This window comes from Butyrivibrio sp. MC2021, assembly GCF_000621605.1.
GTDB lineage: Bacteria > Bacillota > Clostridia > Lachnospirales > Lachnospiraceae > Butyrivibrio.
Window position 1 is genome coordinate 1,225,965 of sequence record NZ_JHXX01000001.1, and the last position, 25,735, is coordinate 1,251,699.

A 25,735-nucleotide genomic window follows, 5' to 3' on the forward strand; every position below is an offset into this window, starting at 1 on the left:
TCAAAAAATCCTTTTTTTATTCTGTAATTTGATGCTGCTTAAGATTAAGCAGGATGCTTCCCGCCATCAGCACGCCAACTATTGGCATGAACCTGTTAAGCCGGCCAAGCAATACGCCGGGGAAACCTGCCAGAAAAACAATGTACAAGAATATCTCAAGAGCCAGAATCATCAGTGCTGCCTTCCAGCCCTCCTTTTCATCTATTCTCTCCGCTGTAAGAATACAGCTGCAGGCAAGAAGTGCCAGAACAAATCTCGCAATTGCCGCAGGCACAGGGCCTACTCCCGTGGTATTGAGGATTGCGCATCTGACAGCCTCCAAAAGGGCATAGCCATAAAGAATTATCTTCATCACCTTTGCGCCGGATGCTTTTATCCTCAGCACGCCAAAAACAAAGATCATGATGCAGCCAAGGCATTGAAAGGCATAAATAACAGTCCTCAGAATATTCCCACTGAAAATCAGCACAAATCCCACCGCCGAAATTGCAAAGGCTGCAATCAGCATAACAATCTGCGCTATAAACAAAGGCCCAAACTTTCTTTCGTTACTGTTATTCTCCATGGCATCCTCCTATGTCCCTATACGAAATATTGTATCCATTTATTATTATAAACAATATCTTGTATATAAGCAAAATAAAACAGGACAGCAGGACCATCAAAGATGTTCCTACTGTCCCGCCGGATAATATCAATAATTCTGGGCTTTCTTCATGAAGTAGCTCTGAGGATGATTGCATACAGGGCATACTTCAGGAGCCTTGGGTCCAACAACAACGTGGCCACAGTTTGAGCACTCCCAGATGGTATCGCCGTCAGCTGAGAAAACAAGCCCATTTTCAATGTTGGCAATGAGCTTTCTGTAACGCTCCTCGTGCTCCTTCTCAATGGCAGCAACCTGCTCAAAAAGATCTGCGATATCGTCAAAGCCCTCTTCACGAGCCTTTTTCGCAAAAGAAGGATACATCTCCTTCCACTCATAGGCCTCGCCATCAGCGGCCTCGTTCAGGTTCTCCACTGTTGTGCCGATGCCTGAAAGGATCTTGTACCAGAGCTTGGCATGCTCTTTCTCATTGGCTGCGGTTGCCTCAAAAATCTGTCCGATCTGTACATATCCGTCCTTCTTGGCCTTGGATGCGAAATATGTATATTTATTCCTTGCTTCAGATTCTCCTGCAAAAGCCGCAAGCAGGTTCTTTTCTGTTTCAGTTCCTTTTAATTCCTTGGTGCGTGTATCAAGATTAGCCATGTGAAACCTCCTTATATTGAATAAATATAAATGCCATCATTGTCATTGTAGCAAGTATGCTCTATGGTGTAAACCCGCTTCCCGTTAATTGATCTTGGCACATTCGTAGTCCCCAAGAGGAAGCTTTAAAAGCTCCATTATCCTAAGTTCATCCATTGCATCATAGACAGCGTTGTGAACTTCGCAGTAAAAGCTCTCTCCCGAAAGGATCCTTAGGATGGGCTCTACGCCGTAATTGGTCTTGAGTCTTCCGGTCTTACAGCAGGGAAGGGAATCCGGGATTGCCTTGTTGAACTGCTTGTAGGCGGCTATCCTCATGATGTCATACCACTGAAAATCCCCAAGCTCCGGCAGGTGAGACAGGTCAAATCTTCCGTTGTAGGCAAAGATCTGTGTTACCCCCTTAGATGAAAGGTGCTTTCTTATAGCCGCCATAGCTTCCTTCCTGCCGCATCTGATGCCCCTTATGTCACCGTAGTTCAGCACATTGGTGAACATGCCTCCGACTCTGCATTCAGGGTCAAAAATGTAATAGAGCCTGTCGGTACATTTATAGCTCTCAGCATCCGCCAGGGCCACTCCTATGGACATCACTTCGTCCCGCCAGTTGGTCTCTGTATCTATCACAGCGATGAGCTCTGTTGAATCATCCGTTTGCGGCGATGCTATAGGGGCCGCTTCAACCACGGGCCTTTTCGCAGGTCTTGTATTCCTTTCTGCCCCATTTTTTATCATATTCAAAAAATCAAGTGAACTGTTACTCATGTATATCTCCTGTTGCGCTAATAGTACTCATATTTTATAATCATAAAGGATTTAGCAACTATTGAAAAGAATTGTTGAGGGATACAAAATGGACGAAAATAATCTTAATTTGCAAAACAATGAAGTCACCCCTGAGGAAAAACCTGAGGTAAAGCCTGAGGAAGTAACCAACTTCTCTGTCACAGAGAACAATAGCTGGGATGCCCAGGGCCAGTTTTCAGGACAGCCTGTTCCTACACCTGCACCTGCTCCTGCACCAATGCCCGCTCCTATGCCGGGCGTCAATCCCGGACCTTCCATGAACGGCGCTCCCAACATGCAGATACCTCCGGCACCTCCTGTGCCCGGCCAGTTCGGCCCCCAGCCCGGACCTAATCCGAATATGCAGGGCGGCCCTGCTCCCATTCCGGGAAGCTTCCCGCCTCCGGCTGCTCCACAGCCACCATACCAGGCTCCTCGCCAGCCCTTCACACCGGCAGCGCCTGTAGATCCTAACCAGGAGATGACCACTAAGGAGTGGTTCCTTACACTGTTTTTGAGCTATATCCCCATTGCAGGACTTGTCCTCATGATAATATGGGCCGTAGAGCAGAATCCCCTTCCCAAGTATCGTCATCGTAAAAACTGGGCAACTGCGAACCTGATCTGGGTTGTCATCCGCTACGTATTGGCAATGATATTATCCTATGCTTTAGCCTTTATGATAACCGAACTGATCGAACTCTTAATGTAATAAAAATAAAAAAATAAGGATTGGTTTCCCGAAGATACGGGAGACCAATCCTTTTTATTTGCTAAAAAACATCATTTGCAATATTTATCTACAGTCTTTCTGACTGCGCCTGGCTCTGCAATGAGCTCCATGAAAAGAGATACTATTCTGTCAGAGAGGCCAACCTGCTCTAAGTCAGTGCCGAAGATGGTGGCATCCTTAAGAAGAGGAAGAACAGCTGCCTTAACCTTGGCTTCATCCTTCTCCCCAAGCTTAATATCCTTAACAAAGGCCATGGCCTTCTCAAGAAGTGGATCGGGACTTGGCTCGAAGGCATTGCCTGCATCGTCCACTGCCATGAGGTAACGAAGCCATCCTGCGTGAACCATAGGTATGAACTTCAGGTCGTTAACATCAAGCTCTGAGGATGCAGCGTAGGCCTTGATGGTCTCGCCGAATCTGATAGGAAGCTTCTGTGATGTATCGCAAGCGATTCTCTGAGGTGTGTCAGGCATAAATACGTTGGGAATTCTCACATTCACAACTGTGTCGATAAACTCCTTGGGGCTGATAACTCCGGGATCTGTAACCACGGGAAGTCCCTCGGTGTATCCGATCTCTTTTACCAGTTTTACCAGTGAAGCATCCTTCATCTCATCTGAGATCTTGGTAAATCCAAGGACGCAGCCGTATACAGCAAGAGCTGTGTGAAGAGGATTAAGGCAGGTGCATACCTTCATGCGCTCAACCTTATCCACGGTCTCTTTCTCAGTGAAGATAACACCGACCTTCTCAAGGGCGGGTCTTCCGCCCGGGAACTTGTCCTCGATAACCAGGTACTCGCTCTCCTCTGCGTTAACAAAGGGTGCAACCCAGGTCTTCATGGAGGTTACCACGGGCTCAAGCTCCTCAACGCCGTCCTTTTTGAGGATCTCGTTCACGGAATCATCGGGTCTTGGTGTGATCTTGTCTATCATTGACCAGGGGAAGCTGACCTTGGTCTCATCATCTATATATGCTGCAAAGCCGGCCTCTGCCTTGCCCTTCTCTGTCCATGCCTTGGCAAAAGCGGATACGGCTGCGTAGAGCTTGTCTCCGTTGTGAGAGCAGTTGTCGGTGCTGACCATGGCGATCTTTTTCTCCCCTGCAAGGTATCTTGCGTAGAGAAGCGCTGCCACCTTGCCTATGTAGCTCTTTGGCTTGTCAGGGCCGTTCTCAAAGTCTTCCTGTACAGCGGGAAGAGTCTCCCCTGCTCCGTTTACAAGGCTGTAACCCTTCTCTGTGATGGTGAAGGTTGCCAGCTGAAGACTGTCTGCGGAAAAGATCTCCTTAAGTCTTGCAAACTCTTTTTCATCGGCAGAATCAAGGATGCAGGACTCTGCAATGCTCTCGATGACTGACTTCTCAACATTGCCGTCAGCCTTAAGAGTAACAAGGATTGAAAGGTTGTCGTGGGGGCGATACATCTTCTCAATGATCTCGTAATCAAAGCCCTCAACCACGGTAAGTCCTGTGTCATCATAGCCCTCCTCCAGCATTCTCTGGGAAAGATTGGCCTGGAAGGCTCTGAAGATGTTGCCTGCTCCAAAGTGAACCCACTTGGGCTCAGCAACGGTTTTCTCTATCATTTTTTCCCTGTCATAGGTTGGGATAAAATAGCCCTTCTCCTGCCAGGTACTGTCCTTTAAACTAGCTGCGTTAATTTTCATTTTTATTCCTTCTTTCTTTTTTTATCAGACTCCGCGCTGATGGGATTTATCGATGGCTTCCCAAAGTCCGTTGAGATATGTTGCTCCGAGAGCTCTGTCATAGAGACCGTAGCCGGGCATTGCAACCTCTCCCCAGATCATTCTGCCGTGGTCGGGACGGATAGGTCCCTCAAAGCCTGTCTCATAGAGAGCCTTCATGATCTCGTACATATCGAAGGTTCCGTCGGAAGAAAGATGTGCGGACTCCTCAAAATTGGTAGGAGAAATGAATCTGAGGTTACGAACATGAGCAAAGTGGATTCTTCCCTCAAGGGCTCTGATCATGTGAGGCAGGTCGTTCTCAAGGCTTGTGCCGTAGGAGCCTGAGCAGAAGGTTACGCCGTTGTGTACGTCGTCCACTGCCTTCATGAGCTTTAAGATATTCTTTTCATTGTTGATGATCCTGGGAAGGCCGAATACTGACCAGGCGGGATCGTCGGGATGGATAGCCATCTTGATGTCATATTTGTTGCAGACAGGCATGATTGCCTTAAGGAAGTAAACGATATTCTCAAAGAGCTTGTCCTCGTCGATGCCCTGGTACAGCTCAAAGAGCTCCTTTACATGAGCCATTCTCTCAGGCTCCCAGCCGGGCATAACTGAGCCGTTGGTATCGCCTGCCAAGGACTCAAACATCTTGGCAGGATCGATGGCGTCCACCGCTTCCTGGGTGTAAGCAAGAACTGTGGAGCCGTCGGCTCTTTTTCTTGCCAGCTCTGTTCTTGTCCAGTCAAAAACAGGCATGAAATTGTAGCAGACCATGTGGATGTCCTCTTTACCGAGGTTCTCCAGGGTCTTGATGTAGTTATCTATATGCCGGTCTCTGTCAGCTGTTGCTGCCTTGATGGCGTCGGACACGTTAACTGACTCGATTCCGGAGATGTGCATTCCCTCAGCGGCAACGTCTGCCTTGAGCGCCTTGATCTCGTCCTGCTCCCAGAGCTCTCCGGCCTGCTTGTTATAGAGAGTTGTGATAACTCCGGTAACTCCGGGGATCTGTCTGATCTGCCAGAGCTTAACTGTATCGAATTCTTTGCCATACCAGCGAAGTGTCATTTCCATGGTAAATTTCCTCTTTTCATAAAAAAATGATTATTCATTACACTAAAATACTTTACCTTGAACCACAGATTCATAGAATAGAATATCTTGTTGCACACATTGCAAAAGTTGTTCCATCTCTCTATAATTTAAATTATGAAAAACAAATTGCGATCATCCTTTAATACAAGACAATACATGGTTTCCTCGGATTTCGAGGTCTACTACTACTCCGACAAGGACTTCATCACCTTAAGTCCCCATGCCCACAACTACTACGAGTTCTACCTTTTTATCGAAGGGGACATAACCATGGAGATCATAAGGCCCGACGGGACTCCTGTTCATGTAAAAATGGAGCAGGGTGACCTGATGCTGGTCCCTCCCGGGATAAAGCACCACGGAATCATGGGCCATTCCAAGAAAACCTACAGAAGATTCGTTTTCTGGATCAGCAAAAACTGCTGTAACTCCCTGATGCAGGAGTCCGTGGACTACATGTACCTTATCCAGAAGGCCGAGGCATTCCATCAGTATATATACCATCTGCCCCCGGCGGCTTTCCATCAGGTGGAGTCCAAGTTCCTGAGGCTCCTGGAGGAGATATCCAGTGAAAAATACGGAAGCGATGCGGTGCGGCACCTGTGCCTCTGCGATCTTATCATCACCATCAACAGGGCCATCTATGATGATGAGCATATGCAGACCGAGAGCGATGAGATGTCTCTTTTCCAGAATATCCTGTCCTATGTGGAAAATAATCTGGAGGAGTCCCTGACACTAGATCAGATTGCTGGGAACTTCTTTGTAAGTAAGTACTACATTGCCCATCTTTTCAAGGATACACTGGGAATTTCACTACATCAGTACATTATAAAAAAGCGTTTGGCTGAGTGCCGCAGTGCCATTGTAAGTGGCGGCAGTATTACAGAGATATACGAGAAGTACGGTTTCGGTGATTATTCCAGCTTTTTCAAAGCATTCAAAAAAGAATACGGTATGTCGCCTAAGGAATATCAGAACTGTCACATGATCTCACCGGAGGTGTGAGCTATGGCTGAATGTAATGTATGTCACAACAAATGCAATATCCCGGAGGGCAGGATCGGTGCCTGTCTTGCCAGAACCTGCAAGAACGGTAAGGTTGTGCCCTACAACTACGGCATGATCACGTCCATCGCCCTGGACCCGATTGAGAAGAAGCCTCTGAATCTCTTTTATCCGGGATCAAAGATAGTTTCTGTTGGCAGCTACGGCTGCAACCTTCGATGTCCTTTCTGCCAGAATCATGAGATCTCCTATGATCTGGAGGATTCCCTGCCCTGCAGGTATATCGCCCCCTCGGAGCTGGCGGATACCGCGGTGGATTATGAGCCCCAGGGCAATATCGGCGTTGCTTTTACCTACAATGAGCCACTGGTGGGCTACGAGTATGTTGTGGATACTGCGAAGGAAGTACATCAAAGAGGAATGAAAACGGTGCTGGTGTCCAACGGCTGTGCTTCCAGGGCTGTCTGCGAGGAGGTTTCGGAGCATATAGATGCCATGAACATAGATCTCAAGGGCTTTACAGATGATTATTATGAAAAGGTGCTTCACGGAAACAGGCAGCTGGTGATGGATTTCATCGCCCATGCCGCCACCAGGTGCCATATGGAGGTCACAACCCTGGTGGTTCCCGGCTACAACGACAATGATGATGAGATGGAGCGGCTCTCTGACTGGGTTGCAGGCCTTAACGGCGGCAAGGGAAAAGAGACCATAGCCCTTCACATAAGCAGGTATTTCCCCAGATTCCACCTGGACACACCTGCCACCGATGTAGATAAGATCTATCATCTTGCGGATATCGCAAGGAAGAATCTCGATAACGTTTTTACAGGCAATTGCTGAAAAGGGGGTAATTTCTATGGCAATATCAGGTGCATTCATGGTTCCGCATCCGCCTATCATCCTGCCGGAGGTAGGTCACGGGGAAGAAGAAAAGATAAAGCTCACTACAGAGAGCTATGAAAAAGTTGCTGACATGGTGGCGGCGTTAAAGCCTGAAACCATCATTATCTCCAGCCCTCACAGCATCATGTATTCCGACTATTTCCATATTTCTCCCGGAAAATACTCCTCAGGAAATATGGGACGATTCCGGGCTTCGGAAGTTAAGTTCCAAGAGGAATACGACACCGATCTAGTGGATAAGATAAGCGCCCTCTGCGAAGAAGCTGATTTCCCCGCAGGCTGCGACGGTGAGCGGGATCCCGAGCTGGATCACGGCACCATGATCCCTCTTTATTTCATCAGAAAAAAGTACAATGATTTCAAGCTGGTCCGCATAGGTCTTTCCGGCCTTCCCCTTCCCATGCACTATGAGTTTGGGCAGATAATCCAGCGGGCAGTAAACAGCCTTGGGAGAAATGTTGTCTTCATCGGAAGCGGTGATCTCTCCCACAAAATGAAGGAAGACGGCCCCTACGGCTTTGCCAAGGAAGGACCGGAATATGACCGGCGCATCATGGAGGTCTGCGGCAGTGGCGAATTTGACAGGCTCCTGGACTTCGATGAGGTCTTCTGCGAAAAAGCAGCTGAGTGCGGCCACAGGTCCTTTACCATCATGGCGGGAGCACTGGACGGAATTTCCGTAAAGGCAGAAAAGCTCTCCCACGAGGCCACCTTCGGTGTGGGCTACGGAATCTGCACCTTTAAGCCCGGGATGCCTGATGATTCAAGGCATTTCCTTGACAGATGGCGCGCAGAAAAAATAGCAGCCCTTCAGAATAAACGAAACAACGAGGACCTTTATGTTCAGCTGGCCCGTTTTTCCCTGGAGTCCTACATAACCGCAGGAAAGCGCATAAAGCGCTCCGACCTTACGGATGAAAAATGGAATAGTCTTCCCGAGGAGATCTTTTCAAGGCAGGCGGGGGCCTTTGTCTCCATACATAAAGACGGCTCCCTTCGAGGCTGCATCGGAACCATCCTTCCCACCAGGGAGTGCGTGGCTGACGAGATCCTTCAGAACGCCATCAGCGCTGCGGTGAATGACCCTCGTTTTTCTCCCATTAAAGAGGATGAGCTGCCCTATCTTGAAATGAGCGTGGACGTCCTGGACACTCCTGAGCCCATCTCCGGTCCTGAGGAACTGGACGTAAAAAGATATGGCGTCATCGTCACCAGCGGCAGGAAAAGAGGCCTGCTCCTTCCAAACCTTGACGGGGTTGACACCATTGATCAGCAGATTGAGATTGCCTGCAGAAAAGCCGGAATCTACGAAGATGAGGACTACTCCCTAGAGAGATTCGAAGTAATACGCCACGAATGAAAATGAACTTATACAAAAAGCCTCACGGGAACCGTTCCCGTGAGGCTTTTCATATCATTCCACCGATTCTTTCTTCCAAACGTGGCGAACAAAGAAGGCTGTGGCCACAACTATTACAAGTAAGGCAACTTCGGTATAATACTCGGATCCGGGCTTGCCTGATCTGCCAAGTATTACTGCAACAAAGTCCATAACTGCATGAAGCAGAATTGAGATAATGTAAAGTATTGTCTTATTCTTTTTTACCGCAAACCATACCAGCACTGAAAGGCAGATATGGAAGGCGATTGCAATTGCCCTCTCAATAAGGCCCACAAAAAACAGTCCGGGGCCGGTGGTTGTAAGGGGCTCTATCTGAGCCATGAAGGCATCCACCTGGTCTGCAGGGAGCTGTCCGGTGAGCATTGAAATGCTTCCTGAGTTTATCATCAGGGAGAGCACTATATTTGAAACCATGGTCACGGAAAATATGACCAAGGCCTCAAAACCGCCGTGACCTGCGCCATACATAAGGGAGTTAACGTCCTTTTCCCTGAATTTCTTCAGCGGGATCTTAAAAGCGAGATACCTTCCGGTCTCTTCAAAGAGTCCTGCCATCAGGCCTCCGTAGATGCCCATGATCAGCAGATTGTCCTGTATCGTCTTACCTGCCGGAGTTCCCTGCACAACGGCGTGCACAATCTGTTCCAGAATCAGGGCAAATATCAGAAATGTGAGACATCCTACGAAAAACGGCGGGATGTCAGCGCCTTTTTTACGAAAAACAATCAGCAGTACAATAACAATAGCAATACACAAAGCTGCTGATAAGCCCATGGCTACGATTGAAATTGCAGGTACTGTTCCGATCATAATTTCCTCCGATTTTTATCAAAAGCAAAAACTCAATGGATGTCAAATTCAGGCGGCTCGTCCATATGCTCTGAGACGTATTTGCCGTCCTTTTTCCTCTGCTTGACACACTCTGTCAGCAGATATTCTATCTGTCCGTTCACCGATCTGAAGTCGTCCTCTGCCCAGGCAGCTATGGCATCGTACAACTTGGCGCTGAGACGAAGGGGAACCTGTTTCTTCTCAGCCATCAGTAAAGGCTTCCTGAATTAACCACAGGCTGTGCATCGTGGTTGCCGCAGAGAACTACGAGAAGGTTTGATACCATAGCTGCCTTGCGCTCCTCGTCCAGTTCCACAAGTTCTTTTTCATTAAGACGTTCCAAAGCAAGCTCTACCATTCCGACTGCGCCGTCTACTATAAGCTTTCTTGCATCAACAACCGCTGCTGCTTGCTGTCTCTGAAGCATTGCGGCTGCGATCTCAGGTGCATAAGCAAGATATGTGATCCTTGCATCAACGATCTCGATGCCGGCATCTGCAACCTTGCCCTGGATCTCCTGCATGATCTTGCCGGCCACAAGCTCTGTGGAGCCGCGAAGACTTCCGTCATCAGCCTGTCCGTCGCCGGTGGTGTCTACGTTCTCTGTAACGTCGTAAGGATAAAGCTTAACTACGTTTCTGACTGCGGTGTCGCACTGAAGGGAAAGATATTCCTTGTAGTTGTCTACCGCAAAAACAGCCTTGGCTGTATCTGTAACTCTCCACATAACAGCAACTGCGATCTCAACGGGGTTACCTAAGATATCGTTGACCTTCTGGCGTGAATTGCTGAGGGTCATAACCTTGAGGGAGATCTTCTTGTTCTTCATGGAAGTATCAAGATTCATGCTGGTGCCTGAAATAACAAGAGGGAGCTTGCTCTTGCTGTTGTCTGCGATATCGCCGCTCTGTCCCAGCTTGGTCTCTGCTGCAGGGTTAACTGCTGTGCAGAAAGGATTTACAAAGAAGAAGCCGTCGCCCTTGAGGGTTCCGATGTATTTGCCAAAAAGTGTAAGTACAAGGGCCTCACCGGGTTTCAGAATCTTGAGACCAAGATAGAACACCCAGCCAAAGCAAAGGTAAAGGATGCTGACGATAAATAACAAAACATTCCCTGGGCCCCCTGCCTCACTGTCCATGCCAACTGCACCGATAATTGTAGTGAAACATGCGCATACATACAGCAGCGTTATGATGATCAGGGCTGCCATACCATATTTATGACCTCTGATTTCTTTTTCTTTAATGTTTTCGTTCATGACTTTTTCCTCCGTAGTTTGAAAACAAAATCTAATTGATATCATTATGATATCATATTTATTTTTGTTGTCAAGAGAGCAAGAAAGTGGAAGTGGACCTGGGGGACGGGTCCACTTCCACTTTACGCCTTTATTCTTTGATCGCCCACCGCATCTTGGTGGATTTACTTCTCGGATTGATCCGCTGCTCCTCTGCGGAAGGGCGGATAACGTCGGAGGATACATCCCTGTAGACTCCTGCTTTCTTAAGCTCCTTGAAGGACTTCTTCACCAGCCTGTCCTCTCCGGAATGGAAGGTGAGGATTGCTGCTCTTCCCCCGGGTTTCAGCACCGTGGGGAGCTTTTCCAGGAAGGAATAAAGAACCTCGAATTCGCTGTTTACATCTATTCGAAGGGCCTGGAAAACTCTGGCACAGGACTTCTTTACAGCATCAGCCTTTTCCTCCTTGGGAACCTTCCAGAGGGCATCCTCTATGGCCTTTCTAAGGGCTGTGGTGGTGTCCATGGGATCTCCCTTTTTCATGAGATTAAAGACCTTGTCTGCGATCTCATTGGCATAGGGCTCATCGGAGTTTTCAACCATCATGCCGATGAACTCCTCCTTGGTGATATTGTGAAGCCGCTCTGCTGCTGACTCTCCGTGCTCCGGGTCAAGCCTGAGGTCCAGCGGCCCGTCGATCTTGTAGGAAAAACCGCGGCTCGGGTCATCTATCTGCATGGAGGACACCCCAAGATCCGCCAGGACAAAATCAAACTGTCCCGCTTCCTCTGCCACCTTATCTATATTGGCAAAGTTAATAAGCCTGAACTTGAAATTGTCCTCTGAATATCCCGCTTTTCTAATTCGCTCCACAGTCTTCCCGGACTCTATGGGGTCAATATCAAGACCGTATACACAGCCCTGCCCCTCCAGCTTTTCCAACATCTTGGTGGTATGGCCGCCATATCCCAGCGTACAATCAAGGCCCTGCTGCCCCGGCTGTATCTCCAGAAAATCCAGTATTTCCTTCACCATAATGGAAATATGCATCCCCGCCGGCGTAGATCCCTTAGATATCACATGAGCCACCGTCTCAGCATACTTCTCAGGATCCCTCTCCTTATATTTCTCCTCAAACTTCTTCGGATACTTCCCCGAATAATGTACTCTTCTCTTGTGCTGCTTCTCTTCCATCTCTATCTTCCAATCCTAACTATATTCTCATTCATAATACTACATCCCCATAATACCACACTCTAAAGTAACTCTCCTAATCCAAGTCCCCACTCTCCCCCCGCACAAAGGTCTACGATCAGATTACAAAGCACCCTTCCTTAAACATGTAAAGTATATTTAACCATAGAACAGGGTGATCTGCCCGGAAATCTCATCCACAATATCCTTGACATTCTCCTTATCGAAAAAGCAACCGACAATTATACAGGTACATTTTAACTTTTTTTCGATAAGAAAAATGCATATTTATGCTTGTTTAAGAAAAGTTTAAGAAGGTTTAATTATTTGATAAGTCCAGACAGGAACTGCTTTGTACGCTCCTGCTCCGGATTGTTTATAAGTTCGAAAGCGGGGCCCTGTTCCAGGACAACTCCGTCGTCCATAAAGATAGCCTTATCCGCCACATCTCTGGCAAAGGCCATCTCGTGGGTTACGATTATCATTGTAGTCTTTTTGTCTGCCAGCTGTTTGATGACCTTAAGAACCTCTCCTGTAAGCTCCGGGTCCAGGGCTGAAGTGGGCTCATCAAAGCACAGGATATCCGGCTTAAGAGCCAGAGCCCTTGCTATGGCAACTCTCTGTTGCTGACCTCCCGACAGCTGATGTGGATAATTATACATTCGGTCAGAAAGTCCCATCTGATCCAGGAGCCTTTTGCCATTCTCAATAATATCCGACTTGCCGCTTCCCTCTGCCGCAAGGAGCGGTGCAAGGGTGACATTCTCAAGAGCTGTGTACTGGGGAAAAAGATTGAACTGCTGGAAAACCAGGCCGAAGTGAAGGCGCATTTTCCTTTTTTCCTTCTCATTGGTGACAGGGTGCTGTCCATCAAAAAGCTTCTGGCCACGAACCGTTATGGTTCCCTCATCCGCAGTCTCAAGAAAGTTAAGACAGCGAAGGAGGGTGGTCTTGCCACTTCCGGAGGATCCTATGATGGAGATGGTCTCCCCCTCTTCCATGTCAAAGCTTATTCCCTTTAAAACCTGTGTATTTTCAAATTTCTTTTTTATATTTCTAACTTCCAATATCGGCATGATCAATAACCGTCCCTTATCTGAAATAGCTGAGCTTCTTCTCTATATATCCAAAGAGGAGAGTCAACAGTCCGCTGAATAAAAGATAAAATGCTCCTGTGTAAAACAGCGGCCAGATGATTCCACTGCTCTTGATGAAGGCCTGGCCGTTCCAGATGATCTCGTAAACAGCGATAACTCTGGCCAGTGATGTGTCTTTTACCAGGGTGATGACCTCGTTGGAGATGGGCGGAACAATGCGCTTGATGACCTGAAGCAGAATGACATTCTTAAATATCTGCTTCTTGGTCATGCCAAGAACCTGTCCTGCCTCATACTGACCCACAGGAATGGACTGGATACCACCTCTGTAGATCTCGGAAAAGTAGCAGGCATAATTGAAAACAAAGGCGATCAGCGCCGCCATAAACCTGCCGCCGGTGTTACTGCCCCAGATATTCACTCCAAGGAAAATACCGGGGCCATAATATATCACCAGAAGCTGGAGCATCAGAGGAGTTCCCCTGACAACCCAGATAATGAATCTTACAGGATATTTGATTACTCTGAGCCTGCTCATGGAGCCAAAGCATATGATAAGTCCCAGGGGCAGGGAAAAGACCAGCGTAAGTATGAATAATTTAATTGTGCCAAGGAATCCCTCAAGAAGGGATAAGGTTACGGTCCAAAACATCTGCTTATTCTGCTCCTTACTGTGCTACCAGTGCGTCCTGAACGCCATAGGTCTGTGCGATGGACTGCATGGAACCGTCTGCATAATAAGCCTTGAGCTGATCGTTGATATAAGCTGCAAGATCAGAACCCTTGCGGCATCCGATACCATATTCCTCAGTGGTAAGCTCTACTGTGTGTGTAAGAGTCTCGTAGCTTGTTCCGGGGCCAACCATAGCTCCTGCCATAAGAAGGTCAATGATGCAGGCTCCTGAAGTTCCTGCCGCAACCTCCATAACCGCGTCAGCCTGGGATGTTAGTGATGTATGCTCAAAGCCGTTGTCAGCAGCTGCCTGCTCACCGGCTGAACCGGCCTCTACAGCAAAGTTAAGTCCTGCAACAGACTCCTTGGTCTGATAGCTGTCTGCATCCGCAGCGGGAACTACTACAACCTGTGCGTTGTTAAGATATGGGTTGGTGCACTCCATGGCGCTCTTAACCTCATTGGTAAGGGTCATGCCGTTCCATACAACGTCGATGGACTTGTTCTCAAGCTCAAGGATCTTGTTGTCCCAGTCGATCTCCACGAACTTAACCTCAACGTCCAGGGACTCTGCAACCTTTCTGGCCATATCAGCATCAAAGCCGATCCACTCGCCGTTGTCGTCCTTGTAATCCATGGGAGCAAAATCTGTGATTCCCACGATAAGAGTTCTCTTATCCTTGATATAGGTGACATCGCTTCCGCTCTTGGAATCTGCTGCTCCGCAGGCTGAAAGCGAAAATACCATGGTCATTGCCATAACAAGAGCAATAAGTTTCTTTTTCATAATGAATCCTCCTCTATTTAGCATGATAATTTAGTGCTCTTTTAACACTTTACCATACTACCATACTAAAATCCCTCTGTAAACAAAAAGCTGAACTATCATTCAAAAATAGTTCAGCCTTTAGTGCTTCTGAATCTCCTGAAAAAGCTTGGCCATCAGCTGCCGGTGGATCTGTAGTGTCGAAGGGCCAGATGGAAAAAGCAGGTCATCACTGTGAAAACCACTGCTCCTGAAAGGGGCGTTACAAAGGCGGTCCACAGGGGCCAGCCGTAGAGGGGCTTATCCAGTATCCAGGAGGCGGGAACGTGCATGGTCAGGGCGAAAGGCGCTACCACGGTAAAAAGTGCCCTGAGGGGCAGGGGGTATACGTCGATGGGGTACTGACATGCGCTTCGTCCACCATAAGTGATGGCATTTACCAGCTCCACGGACTTAACACTGAATATTGAAAAAATAGCCTCTATCATAAAAAGTCCCAGTATCAGCAGGCAGCTCATGGCTATGGATTCTATCAGTATCAGCACCTTGAAGATATTCCAGGATATGCCTGAAAGGATGCTGCCCATGATAAGAGCCGCAACGCCTACCGCGATACAGGTTATTCTTCTGGGGTCCGTTCCCCCACAGAAAACCTGGGTCAGGACGCCTCTTGGTCTTACCAGGAAGGTGTCCAGGCGCCCGGTCCTTACCATGCTGGGAAAATCTCCCGTAATTCCTCTTCCGAAGAACTCCGTCAGATAAAAGGACACCGCCATAAGTCCAAAGAAAAAGTAGAGATTGCCCCCGGACCAGTGCTTCAGGTTATCAAACCTGTCCACCAGAAGGATCACCACCATCATCTCCCCGCCCTCCATAACCAGCTGGGCCAGGGTCTGCATGATGAAGGAGCTGGGATACTGCAGATGGCTCCGAAGAAGCATTCCTATTGATTTAACATAAAGTCGCAGTGTATTCATATAGTCTTCCTTAACCGCCTTGCACTATCATTCGTTTCTTGTTGGCATTCCACATGCTCATTCCCAGTGCTATCAGCACCACTGCCCAAAAGCCCTGAAGAGCATAGATTCCAATGGCATCCGAAACCGCAAAGTCTCCGGTATAGAGCCTTATGGGCGCATCCATAAGCTGGGCATAGGGAAAAAATCTGATGACCTTCTGCCAGCTATCCGGGAAAAGAGTCAGTGGCAAAAGATTTCCTGAAAGGGTCATCATAAGAAGATTAAGAAGGGCCTGCATGCCCCTTGGATCCAGGGTTTTCATGGTAAATGCCATGGTTATGTTTTCCAGGGCGCAGATGCAGAGAAGTCCCAGGAAAAGAGCAGGAATGGCTGCAAGTAGTCCCAGCGCTGAAGTCGGAGCACTGACTCCCCATCCCTTGGGAAGAAAAGCCGCCACAGCCAGCATGGGAATTGCTCTCATTAGGCTTCCCATGAGCTTCTGGGCCATAATCCTCGCGTAATAAAAGCCATACATATTTACAGGCCTGCACAGGTCGTAGGAGATGTCTCCGGACCTTATTTTATCCACCAGGTCAGGGTCCGTTGCCAGCAGCATCCTAAAAAAGGCTTGCTGAAGCCAGACATAGGTGGCCACATTTTCAATGGGCACAGACTGGGGCTTACCTTCATAAAGGGCATTGTACAGGGCCACCAGAACAATTCCAAAGAACATCTGGCACAGGATTCCTCCTATCATTGCCCCTCTGTACTGAAGCTCCATCCGAAGCCGCATCTTAAATACAGAAATATATCCTCTCATAGATCAAGCTCCTTATACATGGCGGCGATAAGACGGTCTGTGTTCTCGGGCTGCAGGGTGAGCTCGCTGATATTTCCGCTTTCCTGCAGAATTGATAAAAGCTGGGCTGTAGGGAGCTTTGCGGGCTCATAGCTAAGGATTATTCCATCCTCGCTTCGCTTATATTCAACTCCCTCGGGGAGCTTTATGTCGGGGTTCTCGGTATCGAACTTCACCTGAACATTTCTTACTGTGTCAAAGCGCTCCAGAAGATCCGGAAGCTTTCCGTCAAAAAGCTTCTGGCCGTGGCCCAGCACCATTACTCTTGAGCAGAGGGCTGCTATGTCCTCCATATCGTGGGTGGTGAGCATTACTGTGGTGCCATACTGCTTGTTTTCCCACTTCAAAAAATCTCTTAAGGCGATCTTGCTTACGGCGTCAAGGCCGATGGTGGGCTCATCCAGGAAAAGAAGCTCCGGTCTGTGAAGAAGGGATCCGCAAAGCTCAGCTCTCATCCTCTGTCCAAGGCTGAGAAGCCTTAAGGGTGTTCTCATAAGCTCCTCCAGCTGAAGGGCGCCCATGAGCTCTTTTAACCTTGCTTCGTAATCCCCCTGGGGAATCTTGTAGATTTCCTTAAGAAGGTTGTAGCTGTCGATGATGGGAACATCCCACCAGAGCTGGCTACGCTGTCCGAAGACAACGCCGATATTCTTAACATGGACTTTTCTCTGCTTCCAGGGAATAAGGCCTCCCACCTGGACTTCTCCTGAGTCAGGGGTAAGGATTCCCGACAGGATCTTGACGGTGGTGGACTTGCCGGCACCGTTGGGGCCTATGTAGCCCACCAGCTCCCCCTTATCCACAGAGAAAGAAACACCCTTAAGGGCGTTTACTGTGTCCTTTTCCCTTAAGAGTTTTCCCTTTTCACGTTTCTTTTTTACAATGAAGTCTTTCTTTAAGTTGTCTACTTCTATATAGCTCATATTTTTCTCCGTAGATTACTGCTAGGCCTTGTCGAATGCAATCTGCTTAAAGAGGTTGTAAAGGCCGCTCTTTATGGCATTGTTGTCGTGATCTGCGCCGGTGATCTCATACCAGATGTGGTCTGCGCCGTTTTTCTCAAGAAGTTCATGATAGGACTTGGGATAGGTGCCCACCACGGAATCTCTGGTTCCGCAGCAGATGATAAATACCTCAGGGGTTGTGGCGCCCTCGGCGAATCTCATCTCCTCCTCTGAAATCTGTCCCTCATGGGTCATGAATTTGTCCTTGGTGGGCACGATTCCGGGAGCTGCTGAAATTGCGCAGACGTATCCGAAGAGCTCAGGCCTCTGAAGGGTGATAAAAATGGTCTCTCTTCCGCCCATGGAAAAGCCTGCGAGGTAAGTGTTTTCCCTGCCTGTGAGAACGGAATATTCGCTCTCGATGTGAGGCATAAGGTCGTTCACCAGGTCATTTATAAAGTTGTCATAGGGAAGTACCGACTCGGCGTCAAAGCCGGGCTGCTGGTTCGGGTCAGAGGATGCGTACATATTTGGACATACCACGATGGTCTCCTCAATGGCTCCCTCTGCTGCCATATTTCCCACTATTTCCTTGATCTTATTGGATGCATCTCCGGAAAAAGAGTACTCGTTTCCGAATATTCCATGTAAAAGATAGAGCACAGGATATTTCTTATCAGTGCTGTAGTCCGCGGGAAGAAGGATGCTGTAGCCCCTCTCCAGTCCGCAGGTATTGGAAAAATACGTTCCGTGAGTAAATTCCCCGTATTTTACATCCCCTCTGGTGGCTGTCATGGTCACCGGACAGCGCTCCTCAATTTCATTATTAAGAACGAAACCTTCCGCCTCCTGTGATGAAGCTGCTGCCGCACTGTCTACGCTGTCTTCAGAAGCTGCTATACCGCTGGCAAAGGACTCCTCTGCCAATGCCTTATTCTCGTTTGCTGTATCCATGTTCTCTTCCCCTTTTTTCATACCTGATAATATATTTTCAAAATCTTTTTTCCTTATAACATCACGGTCTATAAAGCTTTCATCTCCCGCAAAGCCCTCTAAAGCCGCTCTGTCAGTGTACTGCCAAACAGTCCAGTTCTGCAAGGGTGAAAAATAGATATTTCTTATCCACAGAGGATAATCAAGCTGCTCACCTTTAAAGTATTTCCTGTAAAAGCTCTGAGTCGTGTAAACCAAGGGCTTTTTGCCGTATTCCTGTTCCATGAGGTCTGCCATTTGATTAAGGGCATTAAGAACTGTCTCTTTTGCCGGAGGATTCTTTTTCAAGTTCCCGTACCATTCTATGTCAATGGCAGGAATAAGCTCCATGTCATAGTCCCCCACAGCTGCCCTGTAGTTATCCATCTGGGTCTGCGGGCTGCTTTCAAAGCTAAGGAAATGATAAAAACCATATTTTATGTCGGTGGCCCTTGCGCCTTCATAGTTTCCCGAAAGCCTATCGTCAACGTAGCTGCTGCCCTCCGTGGCCTTTATGTAGGCAAAGGATATCCCCTGGTCCTGCATCTTTTTCCAATCTATATCTCCCTGATAATGGGAAACATCTATGCCCTGATATTCATATTTTCCTGCGATAAAAGTGGATATTCTCTGAGTAAGAGCCAGCCATGCCAAAAGCCCCAAAACAAATACAACAATTAAAATAATTATGATGAACTTAGATGTCTTTTTCATACTTCTCCCCTTGCATTTATTTAATCATCACGCGTGTGTTATGGACTGGAGCATGAACTCTGCGCCTTTATTTTCCTCAAAGAAATGTCCTTGTACGAAAAAGGTGGTATCCTCTTCGTGGAGTTCTTTCTTATCAAATCCGGTGGGATCCTTGGGAGTAAAGCAAAGGATTACCTTTTTTACATTGGCCCCGAAGGCTTTAATGACTTCGTCGATACTGCCCTCGCCAATTATGGTGTGAAGAACCAGGGTATCCTCCTCAAGTTCAGCCACTGCGTAGCTGTCACAGTCTTCGATGTAAAAGACGTTCTCTGTCATGAACTGGGACAGGTAGAACATGTAAAGGCCGGTGTTTCCGACCATATACATATCGCTGTTCTGAGGTCTTGTGGCAAGTAGCTCTACCATTTTGGCGAAGTCCTCGGAATTATTCATTGGTACAGTTTCTGCTGTGTTTTCGCCGGTTTGGGTTACCGCCTTGCTATACTGAAACTCTTTTGCCACCTTGAAGCCGAACTTGGGGTAGAAATCAAGAACGGAATCATTGGCAAAAAGGTAGATTCCGTCTACTTTGCCTTCATAGTCCTTGAGGACTTCTTCCATGAGGATTCTGGCATAGCCTTTGTTCCTGTGCTCCGGGTAGGTCATGATGGTTCCAAGCTGGATAAGCTTAACTTCTTTTCCCTTGTAATTCATATTGCAGGCGTTGACGGAAACGTTGGAAACCACCTGTCCGTCTATCACTACGGAATATGGGATATAGTTGTCCTTCCAGAAGCCGTTTTGATACCAGTTTTCGAAGTTGAGGCCGAAGGTGCTCTCCGCCAGTTTGTTAAAAGAGGCGCGCAGGGCCTCGTTGTCTCTGTAATTCTTTTCTATTTGCATGATTTCTCCTTAAATTGTGGTTTGCTAAGCCCTGTGCCTGACCGATTATTATGCGCTCTGTCTGATTTTTCGCGCGATAGCCCATACGTTGTCGCCATAGTTGCTGACAAGTACAGTGATTCTGTTTGTGTTGGGATTGTATTCCGATATGAAGCTCACTCCCGGATCGCAGCCCTGGAAGTATGGAATATCTATTTGTCCGGCTCCATCGATGATCCAGACGCCGTAGCCATAATAGCCTTCCTCCGGGTCGCCGCCGTCTCCGCTGTGCTTGCTGAGCATATTTGCGGTCATCTCCTTCGAAAGGAGCTTGCCGTCACGAAGGCCTTTCCAGAAGTTCGCGATATCTTTTACCGTGATAAAAGCACCGCCGGCGCCGGTTCCCTTGGCATCAACGCAGAATATATTGGTGCGAAGGTCCTCTGCACTGTTGCACCGGACATAGCTGTTGGCACACTTGGCCGGTAATTTGTCCATCTCATAGTAGCCGGTGCCTGTCATACCGCAGGGCTCAAAGACATTCTCTTTGAGATACTCATCGAATTCCATGCCGGTTACTCGCTCTATTATCATGGCAAGAACCACGTAGCCTGTGTTGTTATACTGGAAGCGACTTCCCTTGGGATACATCATGGGCTTGTCTATAAAAAGCGGCAACAGATCATCATTATGCCTGATCTTGTAATTGGGAAAATCCACCCACAGCTCCTCATACTCATCCATAACGGACTCATCAAAATAGTCCGGGATTCCGGAAGTGTGATTTAATAGCTGCTCCACAGTTATATTCCTGTCGATGTCCTTCCAGTCGATCTTTATCAGTTCTCCGATGGTATCCTCAAAGTGAAGCTTTCCTTTTTCTATCAGCTGCAAAATGCCCACTGCCACAAATACTTTTCCGGCTGATGCGCTGGCAAACTTGGTATCTACGGTGTTTGGAAGCTCGTTGGCATAGTCCCTGAAACCGTTTGTATGCTCAAGGATAACCTCGTCATTTTGCAAAATATATGCTGCTCCCCTGAAATCAGGGCTAATAAATTCATTGGTCATAATATTGCCCCCTCTCTGATAATACTATAACGTAAAATTGAAAACAGCTGAAGCACATACACGCCTTCAGCTGTTTTTTCACTTAAATAGCTCATTTCATCCTCGTGTCTTTTTTTCGGGGAATCATCTGAGCTTAATTATTCTTGAGAAAGCTTACTTATTACTGAGTTTATTGTACTCTCGTAGTCTTTATCAATAAGAACCTGGTCTTTTGCAAAAAGATTTATGTACTCTGCGTTTGCTTCTTTTATCCACTCCTTAGTGCAATAGGATTCGTCTATCCTTGATTCTATATCGGAGCCATGATTGAAGATGTCATCAAAGTGTGCATCGATATAAGCTTCTGTCATAACGAGGCAGATGCATTTGATTTCAGATAAGTATGATTCATCAAAGCCGGAGCGCCAGTCCGCAGGCACATAGCAGCCCTCTACAATGAGATTCTGCTTATTCTCTATGGCGGTTTTGATCATCTCACTGACTATGGGCCAAAGGTAGTCTGTGAGCTCATTATCATCTGATGGTGTAAGCTTTGTATTGCCGCTTCTTATCAGCCCCATCTTCAGATGGTCAATAGACATGTAAGGATATTTGTATTTTTCAAGCAGTCTCTGCGCCAGCAGCGTCTTTCCCGTATGGGAAGCGCCAGTAATTATAACTATCATTATTCAACTCCTCATTGGCATACCATGCACCCATGTATCAGTATACAGCAAAACCCACAGCCATGCGGGTGTGGGTTTAATATTTTACAATAACCAATCATTTCTCATAATGAGTCTTGCACTGAGCAATTCTCAACTCATTGTCCCAAGCCTCTTCGTCCCAAATTAGCTTCATCAATCTTCGATAAGGTCGTGTTCCTTACCTTTTCCTCCTTCAAGTCTTTTGATTGCTTTTTTCAGATGCTTTTGATTCTCCTCTGAATAAAAAACATCTTCGTCAGGTACTGTAATGTCGAAAGGAATGCGCTTTTCTCTAAGAAATTTCTTGGTATATATTGAATAAAATGTTGTTACATTCATTCCGATAGCTTCAAGGGCCTTATCTAATTCTTTTTTCTCTTTATCATCTATTCGCAATGTAATAGCTGCCATATAAACCTCCAATCTACAAGACATGGTTTTTGTTGATTATATTGTACTGCAAATGACAGCAAAATGCAATCATTTGCATTCTTTATAAACTCCTCTGAGCAAAATGATCTGTGGGATTCCTGCCAGGAAGCAGAGTGAACCGTTGCAGCCTGCATTATGTTTTCGTCGTCAACTCTTATTATCACTTATATTTCAAGCCTCACTTTTTATAGGGTAATTCTGTATTTCTCCAGATCAACTTTACCGTCTGTAATCTTGACGCCTTCGCTCTCCAGTATCTGGGCCTGCTTCCAGGACCCTCCGAAGGCGTATTCTCCCGCAAGCTCGCCCTTGGAATTTACCACACGATGGCAGGGTATTGTGCTGGGGTCGGGGTTCTTATGAAGGGCGTTGCCCACAGCTCTGGCCATATTCCTGTCTCCTGCCATTTCTGCTACATCTGCGTAGGTGGCAACTTTTCCCTTTGGAATCTTTTTTACCGCTTCATATATCCTTCTTGTGGGTGAATCGGTCACAAGGTCATAGCTCTCAGCAATCATGCGCTTTATGACATCATCCGGGATCGAGCCATCAAGAATAACCGTGTTCCAGTGCTCCTTATTCTGATGATACGCAGGAAGCACCGCATCATAAGCCCTTCTCCAAAAATCTCTCCACTCGGGATCAACCTTTAGATTTAAGTTTATGTAGCCATCCTTTTCATAGGTCCACAAAAAGGCTTTCTTGGACTTTTTTACCCGGATAAGCTGCCAATTCTGATCATGAAACGGCGCTTCCTGGTAGGTGTCAGGAAAAGACAGGCCGTAACTAAGTGCTTCTTCTCTGGTCTTCATAAGCTTTCTCCATACCTCCTCAATTATTAAGTATTGGCATTGTGCTTTTCCCCATATAGTTCTGCTTGTATTTTCTTTGCTTCCTCGGAAAAGGTTATGGTATCAAAATAGTCTTTTACATTGATTTCAATTATCTCTTTGGGCTCCACAGGAGTTTCCGATACCCATTCCCATTCGTTCACAAGCTCAAATGAATCTGAGGGCAGAACGTAAATATATCCTTTCCCATCAGGATCTATAGAGCCGTAGTGCAGATAGCTCTTTACGCCATCGGAATCAAAGGAAAGCCTTCCTCCGGGCGCATCCGGATACCACCTGAAGGGCAGTGCAAAGGGGATGGCTTCATCTTTGGTGGCAACAGCATAGATACCCATTTTAGCCTCTTCTTCGCAGACACCATGGGCCTGCTGGGGCTTAACTATGTCAAATAGAGCTTTACTTCCGTGGTAAAGCACATGTGGTTTTTCCTTCATACCATCCTCCCCAATTTAATCTATTCCTCACTTAACTGCTCCGGTAAATCCGGGATATCATATTTAAGGGTCTCGTAAACTATATTCAGATCAACATTTCCATAGTCATTTTTGGTATTATCCATATATCCTAATTCCGTCCTTCAATATTTCATTTGTCAATTCCAGGTTATCCTTAAGCTGCTCAACATTAAGGACATCCACCTTCTTATGAAGCGCATTTCTCAGTTTTTCAACCATACCATAAAACTTAAGTCCTTTGACATCTGACGATATCAAAAGGTCCACGTCGCTTGCTTCTCCAGCTTTGCCTTTGGCATAAGAGCCAAAGAGAATACAATAATGAACCGCATATTCATCCAAAACGCTTCTACATTTATCAATAATAAAATCTATTTCAAGAACACCATGTTCTTCATCGATAGGATTGATACTATTCAGCTTGTCTAAGATATAGTTATACTTTAAGGTTCCCTCTTTTTCCTCATCATTTTCATAGGATTTATAAGATCTTAAAGATATTCCTACTAAATCTGCAACTTGCTGCTGAGTAAGCTTTTTCTCAATTCTAATTTCTTTTATCGCACCCATAATTGCACCTCTCATAAAATAATAGTGCAATATTTGCACCCAAATGTCAATACAGGTGCAAATATTGCACTTTTATATTTTCTATAGGGCAATATCAGTGAAACTCAACAACCTTCACGTAATCATAGCCTCTGTCCGGAGTGAAGTTCCTCTTGGTGAGGGTAAAGTATACAACGCCATTTTTCCTTACGGGTACAGAGATGTGTGTTGTACCACATTCATTATTAGAAGCAGAGCCGTCGGCCTTCACAACACCGCTCTCCACAAGAGGCCATGCTGCGCTCTTGATAAGCTCAGTCTCATCCTTGGTAGGATAAGCAGGCTCTCCAAGGTCATGCCAGAGTTTCAGAGGATTGCAGTTAGTTTCATCCACTGTTTTGGTTACAAGTGTGTACTCACCATCAAGGTCAAAGGAGAGTTCTTTTACCCTGTCTTCCTCGTCTATATTCCAGAGAATTCCGGCGTAGCCCTTGTCTCCCTTAACGATCACGGCGTTGTCATCTCTGTAGACGCACTGCTGTCCGAAGAGCTTCAGCTGCTTGAAGAAGTAGAAGGTCCAGAAGGTGGGCTTTGGAATATTGCCTGCTGCCACCATACCGAATCCGCCGTGGAAAAGGCTGTTCTGAACTCCCTGCTCTTCGAAGACATCTCCGAAGGTCCAGTAGGAATAAGCCTCGTTCACATCCCCAAGGCCAGAGAGCTGCCTTGCAAGGTAAGCTGCGTTGATATTGGTATCATGTATAACGCCTCTTGGTGTGTAGGAAGTGCTGAACTCTGTAAGGTGGATAGGAAGGCCATTGAACTCCTCATAGGAATCCACAATATCCCTTGTGGACTGGAGATTCTCAAAGCGCATCTTTGAATCCTCAAGCTTGGAGTAGTCGTAGTGGCCAATCCTCTCTGGGAATTCCACTGTGTAGTGGTGTCTTGTGATCCTGTCGGGACGAATTCCCTCTTTTTTGCAAAAATCAAGAAATCCCTTGATCCACTCAGCATCCCTGACGCCGCAGATGGCGGGACCTCCCACCTTAAAGCGGTCATCATAGGCCTTGATTGCCAGGAAGGTCTCCTTGAATAATTTGAAGTACTCCTCCATGTCAGCCTTGTACCAGAATCCCGGAAGATTGGGCTCGTTCCATACCTCGATGGGCCAGGAAACTACTTCTTCGCCGTAGCGGCCTTTAAGGTGCTCCAAAAGAGCGATGACCATATCCGTCCACTTCTTGTACTCCTTGGGCGGAGTGGTGTTCCCTTTCCAGTAAAAGATAGTCTGGGTTCCACTTGCCAGCTGCTCAGGCATAAAGCCCAGCTCGAGATAAGGACGGATCCCCAGCTCCAGGAACCTGTCAAAGATCCTGTCTATGTATGTGTAGTTGTACTCAACCTTTGTCTCGCCGTCTTCCTCATACTCGTGGTAAATTGCCGCATCATCTGAAAAGAGCCCATGGCCTCTGATGTAGGAAAAGCCGATCATGTCCTGCACGAACTTCAGCTCTTTCAAATATTCCTCTGTAAGCGCAAGCCCCAGTCTTCCTGTGCCTACGCAGTAATCAACGTTATTGTTGAACAGCACGTCTGCTGCCCCGTCTACAACTATTTTTTCTGTTTTCATCTTTGTCCGCTCCAATATTATGACTCCTAAATCAGATTATAGCTTAGTACCAGTATTATTTCTTTTCAGTT

At 47.0% G+C, this 25,735-nt stretch carries 29 protein-coding genes; 4 read left to right on the top strand and 25 right to left on the bottom strand.

The window, feature by feature from the left end:
- Window positions 1-16 precede the first annotated feature (16 nt).
- The 3 genes from T359_RS0105005 to T359_RS19390 all read right to left on the bottom strand — a co-directional run bounded on the left by T359_RS0105005 (window position 17) and on the right by T359_RS19390 (window position 2,017).
- Complete coding sequence (locus tag T359_RS0105005; RefSeq protein ID WP_026516525.1) at window positions 17-565, bottom strand: hypothetical protein; 549 nt, start codon at window positions 563-565, stop codon at window positions 17-19.
- 129 nt (window positions 566-694) lie between these two features.
- On the bottom strand, window positions 695-1,252 hold the full coding sequence (rbr, locus tag T359_RS0105010) for a rubrerythrin (protein WP_026516526.1): 558 nt from the start codon (window positions 1,250-1,252) through the stop codon (window positions 695-697).
- 84 nt (window positions 1,253-1,336) lie between these two features.
- Window positions 1,337-2,017, bottom strand: coding sequence for a hypothetical protein (locus T359_RS19390; RefSeq protein ID WP_242839045.1), 681 nt, complete (start codon window positions 2,015-2,017; stop codon window positions 1,337-1,339).
- Between the two features lie 88 nt (window positions 2,018-2,105).
- Between T359_RS19390 and T359_RS0105020 the strand changes: the two genes are divergently transcribed.
- A complete protein-coding gene (locus T359_RS0105020; protein WP_026516527.1) occupies window positions 2,106-2,750 on the top strand; it encodes a hypothetical protein in 645 nt (214 codons plus the stop codon).
- Between the two features lie 71 nt (window positions 2,751-2,821).
- Here T359_RS0105020 and T359_RS0105025 read toward each other — a convergent pair whose 3' ends face one another.
- Window positions 2,822-4,438, bottom strand: a complete 1,617-nt coding sequence (locus tag T359_RS0105025) for a mannitol dehydrogenase family protein (protein ID WP_026516528.1) — start codon at window positions 4,436-4,438, stop codon at window positions 2,822-2,824.
- Window positions 4,439-4,462: 24 nt separating this feature from the next.
- Complete coding sequence (gene uxuA / locus T359_RS0105030) at window positions 4,463-5,539, bottom strand: mannonate dehydratase (protein WP_026516529.1); 1,077 nt, start codon at window positions 5,537-5,539, stop codon at window positions 4,463-4,465.
- A gap of 177 nt (window positions 5,540-5,716) precedes the next feature.
- Between uxuA and T359_RS0105035 the strand changes: the two genes are divergently transcribed.
- The 3 genes from T359_RS0105035 to amrA are packed head-to-tail and all read left to right on the top strand — an operon-like array spanning window position 5,717 to window position 8,834.
- On the top strand, window positions 5,717-6,568 hold the full coding sequence (locus tag T359_RS0105035) for an AraC family transcriptional regulator (protein WP_242839046.1): 852 nt from the start codon (window positions 5,717-5,719) through the stop codon (window positions 6,566-6,568).
- 3 nt (window positions 6,569-6,571) lie between these two features.
- Window positions 6,572-7,411, top strand: a complete 840-nt coding sequence (gene amrS, locus T359_RS0105040; RefSeq protein WP_026516531.1) for an AmmeMemoRadiSam system radical SAM enzyme — start codon at window positions 6,572-6,574, stop codon at window positions 7,409-7,411.
- A 16-nt stretch (window positions 7,412-7,427) separates the two neighbouring features.
- Window positions 7,428-8,834, top strand: coding sequence for an AmmeMemoRadiSam system protein A (amrA, locus tag T359_RS0105045; RefSeq protein ID WP_026516532.1), 1,407 nt, complete (start codon window positions 7,428-7,430; stop codon window positions 8,832-8,834).
- Between the two features lie 54 nt (window positions 8,835-8,888).
- On the opposite strand, the gene T359_RS0105050 is transcribed toward amrA, so the two are convergent.
- The 20 genes from T359_RS0105050 to T359_RS0105155 all read right to left on the bottom strand — a co-directional run bounded on the left by T359_RS0105050 (window position 8,889) and on the right by T359_RS0105155 (window position 25,664).
- Entirely contained in the window at window positions 8,889-9,686 is a 798-nt protein-coding gene (locus tag T359_RS0105050; protein WP_026516533.1) for a YhfC family intramembrane metalloprotease, read from the bottom strand.
- Window positions 9,687-9,718: 32 nt separating this feature from the next.
- Complete coding sequence (locus T359_RS0105055; RefSeq protein ID WP_026516534.1) at window positions 9,719-9,916, bottom strand: PTS ascorbate transporter subunit IIC; 198 nt, start codon at window positions 9,914-9,916, stop codon at window positions 9,719-9,721.
- Window positions 9,916-10,953, bottom strand: a complete 1,038-nt coding sequence (locus tag T359_RS0105060) for an SPFH domain-containing protein (protein WP_026516535.1) — start codon at window positions 10,951-10,953, stop codon at window positions 9,916-9,918. Before T359_RS0105060 ends, T359_RS0105055 begins: the two co-directional genes overlap by 1 nt.
- 142 nt (window positions 10,954-11,095) lie before the next feature.
- Entirely contained in the window at window positions 11,096-12,139 is a 1,044-nt protein-coding gene (gene rsmH, locus T359_RS0105065) for a 16S rRNA (cytosine(1402)-N(4))-methyltransferase RsmH (RefSeq protein ID WP_035783559.1), read from the bottom strand.
- Between the two features lie 323 nt (window positions 12,140-12,462).
- Window positions 12,463-13,215, bottom strand: coding sequence for an amino acid ABC transporter ATP-binding protein (locus T359_RS0105070; RefSeq protein WP_026516537.1), 753 nt, complete (start codon window positions 13,213-13,215; stop codon window positions 12,463-12,465).
- Between the two features lie 16 nt (window positions 13,216-13,231).
- Window positions 13,232-13,888, bottom strand: a complete 657-nt coding sequence (locus tag T359_RS0105075; RefSeq protein WP_026516538.1) for an amino acid ABC transporter permease — start codon at window positions 13,886-13,888, stop codon at window positions 13,232-13,234.
- Window positions 13,889-13,904: 16 nt separating this feature from the next.
- The gene (locus T359_RS0105080) at window positions 13,905-14,696 is read right to left on the bottom strand and encodes a transporter substrate-binding domain-containing protein (RefSeq protein ID WP_026516539.1); all 792 of its coding nucleotides are present in this window, start codon (window positions 14,694-14,696) and stop codon (window positions 13,905-13,907) included.
- 155 nt (window positions 14,697-14,851) lie between these two features.
- The gene (locus T359_RS0105085) at window positions 14,852-15,652 is read right to left on the bottom strand and encodes an ABC transporter permease (protein ID WP_026516540.1); all 801 of its coding nucleotides are present in this window, start codon (window positions 15,650-15,652) and stop codon (window positions 14,852-14,854) included.
- Window positions 15,653-15,662: 10 nt separating this feature from the next.
- Window positions 15,663-16,454, bottom strand: a complete 792-nt coding sequence (locus tag T359_RS0105090; protein ID WP_026516541.1) for an ABC transporter permease — start codon at window positions 16,452-16,454, stop codon at window positions 15,663-15,665.
- Window positions 16,451-17,416: an ABC transporter ATP-binding protein gene (locus T359_RS0105095; RefSeq protein WP_026516542.1), complete on the bottom strand. Its 966-nt coding sequence runs from the start codon at window positions 17,414-17,416 to the stop codon at window positions 16,451-16,453. The genes T359_RS0105090 and T359_RS0105095 overlap by 4 nt, the downstream gene beginning before the upstream one ends.
- 21 nt (window positions 17,417-17,437) lie before the next feature.
- Window positions 17,438-19,123: a GH25 family lysozyme gene (locus T359_RS21325; RefSeq protein WP_051544955.1), complete on the bottom strand. Its 1,686-nt coding sequence runs from the start codon at window positions 19,121-19,123 to the stop codon at window positions 17,438-17,440.
- Window positions 19,124-19,150: 27 nt separating this feature from the next.
- Complete coding sequence (locus T359_RS0105110; RefSeq protein WP_026516543.1) at window positions 19,151-20,008, bottom strand: GNAT family N-acetyltransferase; 858 nt, start codon at window positions 20,006-20,008, stop codon at window positions 19,151-19,153.
- A 48-nt stretch (window positions 20,009-20,056) separates the two neighbouring features.
- Window positions 20,057-21,058: a serine hydrolase domain-containing protein gene (locus T359_RS0105115; protein WP_035783562.1), complete on the bottom strand. Its 1,002-nt coding sequence runs from the start codon at window positions 21,056-21,058 to the stop codon at window positions 20,057-20,059.
- A gap of 137 nt (window positions 21,059-21,195) precedes the next feature.
- Window positions 21,196-21,723: an AAA family ATPase gene (locus T359_RS0105120; RefSeq protein WP_026516545.1), complete on the bottom strand. Its 528-nt coding sequence runs from the start codon at window positions 21,721-21,723 to the stop codon at window positions 21,196-21,198.
- A gap of 174 nt (window positions 21,724-21,897) precedes the next feature.
- On the bottom strand, window positions 21,898-22,155 hold the full coding sequence (locus T359_RS0105130) for a type II toxin-antitoxin system RelB/DinJ family antitoxin (protein WP_026516546.1): 258 nt from the start codon (window positions 22,153-22,155) through the stop codon (window positions 21,898-21,900).
- 206 nt (window positions 22,156-22,361) lie between these two features.
- Complete coding sequence (locus T359_RS0105135) at window positions 22,362-22,988, bottom strand: methylated-DNA--[protein]-cysteine S-methyltransferase (RefSeq protein ID WP_026516547.1); 627 nt, start codon at window positions 22,986-22,988, stop codon at window positions 22,362-22,364.
- Window positions 22,989-23,014: 26 nt separating this feature from the next.
- A complete protein-coding gene (locus T359_RS0105140) occupies window positions 23,015-23,461 on the bottom strand; it encodes a hypothetical protein (RefSeq protein ID WP_026516548.1) in 447 nt (148 codons plus the stop codon).
- A gap of 20 nt (window positions 23,462-23,481) precedes the next feature.
- On the bottom strand, window positions 23,482-23,586 hold the full coding sequence (locus tag T359_RS22985; RefSeq protein WP_242839048.1) for a DUF86 domain-containing protein: 105 nt from the start codon (window positions 23,584-23,586) through the stop codon (window positions 23,482-23,484).
- Complete coding sequence (locus T359_RS0105150; protein WP_026516549.1) at window positions 23,579-24,052, bottom strand: nucleotidyltransferase domain-containing protein; 474 nt, start codon at window positions 24,050-24,052, stop codon at window positions 23,579-23,581. Before T359_RS0105150 ends, T359_RS22985 begins: the two co-directional genes overlap by 8 nt.
- A gap of 94 nt (window positions 24,053-24,146) precedes the next feature.
- Entirely contained in the window at window positions 24,147-25,664 is a 1,518-nt protein-coding gene (locus T359_RS0105155; protein WP_026516550.1) for a GH39 family glycosyl hydrolase, read from the bottom strand.
- Between the last annotated feature and the right edge of the window lie 71 nt (window positions 25,665-25,735).

What these genes read in the sequence shown, in the direction of transcription:
- T359_RS0105005 (WP_026516525.1), bottom strand. Translation starts at nt 565, where the DNA reads ATGGAGAATAACAGTAACGAAAGAAAGTTTGGGCCTTTGTTTATAGCG.
- T359_RS0105135 (WP_026516547.1), bottom strand. Translation starts at nt 22,988, where the DNA reads ATGAAGACCAGAGAAGAAGCACTTAGTTACGGCCTGTCTTTTCCTGAC.
- T359_RS0105025 (WP_026516528.1), bottom strand. Translation starts at nt 4,438, where the DNA reads ATGAAAATTAACGCAGCTAGTTTAAAGGACAGTACCTGGCAGGAGAAG.
- T359_RS0105090 (WP_026516541.1), bottom strand. Translation starts at nt 16,454, where the DNA reads ATGAGAGGATATATTTCTGTATTTAAGATGCGGCTTCGGATGGAGCTT.
- T359_RS0105110 (WP_026516543.1), bottom strand. Translation starts at nt 20,008, where the DNA reads ATGCAAATAGAAAAGAATTACAGAGACAACGAGGCCCTGCGCGCCTCT.
- T359_RS0105120 (WP_026516545.1), bottom strand. Translation starts at nt 21,723, where the DNA reads ATGATAGTTATAATTACTGGCGCTTCCCATACGGGAAAGACGCTGCTG.
- T359_RS0105140 (WP_026516548.1), bottom strand. Translation starts at nt 23,461, where the DNA reads ATGAAGGAAAAACCACATGTGCTTTACCACGGAAGTAAAGCTCTATTT.
- T359_RS0105055 (WP_026516534.1), bottom strand. Translation starts at nt 9,916, where the DNA reads ATGGCTGAGAAGAAACAGGTTCCCCTTCGTCTCAGCGCCAAGTTGTAC.
- T359_RS0105020 (WP_026516527.1), top strand. Translation starts at nt 2,106, where the DNA reads ATGGACGAAAATAATCTTAATTTGCAAAACAATGAAGTCACCCCTGAG.
- T359_RS19390 (WP_242839045.1), bottom strand. Translation starts at nt 2,017, where the DNA reads ATGAGTAACAGTTCACTTGATTTTTTGAATATGATAAAAAATGGGGCA.
- T359_RS21325 (WP_051544955.1), bottom strand. Translation starts at nt 19,123, where the DNA reads ATGAAAAAGACATCTAAGTTCATCATAATTATTTTAATTGTTGTATTT.
- T359_RS0105130 (WP_026516546.1), bottom strand. Translation starts at nt 22,155, where the DNA reads ATGGCAGCTATTACATTGCGAATAGATGATAAAGAGAAAAAAGAATTA.
- T359_RS0105095 (WP_026516542.1), bottom strand. Translation starts at nt 17,416, where the DNA reads ATGAGCTATATAGAAGTAGACAACTTAAAGAAAGACTTCATTGTAAAA.
- T359_RS0105075 (WP_026516538.1), bottom strand. Translation starts at nt 13,888, where the DNA reads ATGTTTTGGACCGTAACCTTATCCCTTCTTGAGGGATTCCTTGGCACA.
- T359_RS0105085 (WP_026516540.1), bottom strand. Translation starts at nt 15,652, where the DNA reads ATGAATACACTGCGACTTTATGTTAAATCAATAGGAATGCTTCTTCGG.
- T359_RS0105150 (WP_026516549.1), bottom strand. Translation starts at nt 24,052, where the DNA reads ATGGGTGCGATAAAAGAAATTAGAATTGAGAAAAAGCTTACTCAGCAG.
- T359_RS0105155 (WP_026516550.1), bottom strand. Translation starts at nt 25,664, where the DNA reads ATGAAAACAGAAAAAATAGTTGTAGACGGGGCAGCAGACGTGCTGTTC.
- amrS (WP_026516531.1), top strand. Translation starts at nt 6,572, where the DNA reads ATGGCTGAATGTAATGTATGTCACAACAAATGCAATATCCCGGAGGGC.
- T359_RS0105115 (WP_035783562.1), bottom strand. Translation starts at nt 21,058, where the DNA reads ATGACCAATGAATTTATTAGCCCTGATTTCAGGGGAGCAGCATATATT.
- T359_RS0105080 (WP_026516539.1), bottom strand. Translation starts at nt 14,696, where the DNA reads ATGAAAAAGAAACTTATTGCTCTTGTTATGGCAATGACCATGGTATTT.
- rbr (WP_026516526.1), bottom strand. Translation starts at nt 1,252, where the DNA reads ATGGCTAATCTTGATACACGCACCAAGGAATTAAAAGGAACTGAAACA.
- T359_RS0105035 (WP_242839046.1), top strand. Translation starts at nt 5,717, where the DNA reads ATGGTTTCCTCGGATTTCGAGGTCTACTACTACTCCGACAAGGACTTC.
- T359_RS22985 (WP_242839048.1), bottom strand. Translation starts at nt 23,586, where the DNA reads ATGGATAATACCAAAAATGACTATGGAAATGTTGATCTGAATATAGTT.
- uxuA (WP_026516529.1), bottom strand. Translation starts at nt 5,539, where the DNA reads ATGGAAATGACACTTCGCTGGTATGGCAAAGAATTCGATACAGTTAAG.
- T359_RS0105070 (WP_026516537.1), bottom strand. Translation starts at nt 13,215, where the DNA reads ATGCCGATATTGGAAGTTAGAAATATAAAAAAGAAATTTGAAAATACA.
- T359_RS0105050 (WP_026516533.1), bottom strand. Translation starts at nt 9,686, where the DNA reads ATGATCGGAACAGTACCTGCAATTTCAATCGTAGCCATGGGCTTATCA.
- amrA (WP_026516532.1), top strand. Translation starts at nt 7,428, where the DNA reads ATGGCAATATCAGGTGCATTCATGGTTCCGCATCCGCCTATCATCCTG.
- rsmH (WP_035783559.1), bottom strand. Translation starts at nt 12,139, where the DNA reads ATGGAAGAGAAGCAGCACAAGAGAAGAGTACATTATTCGGGGAAGTAT.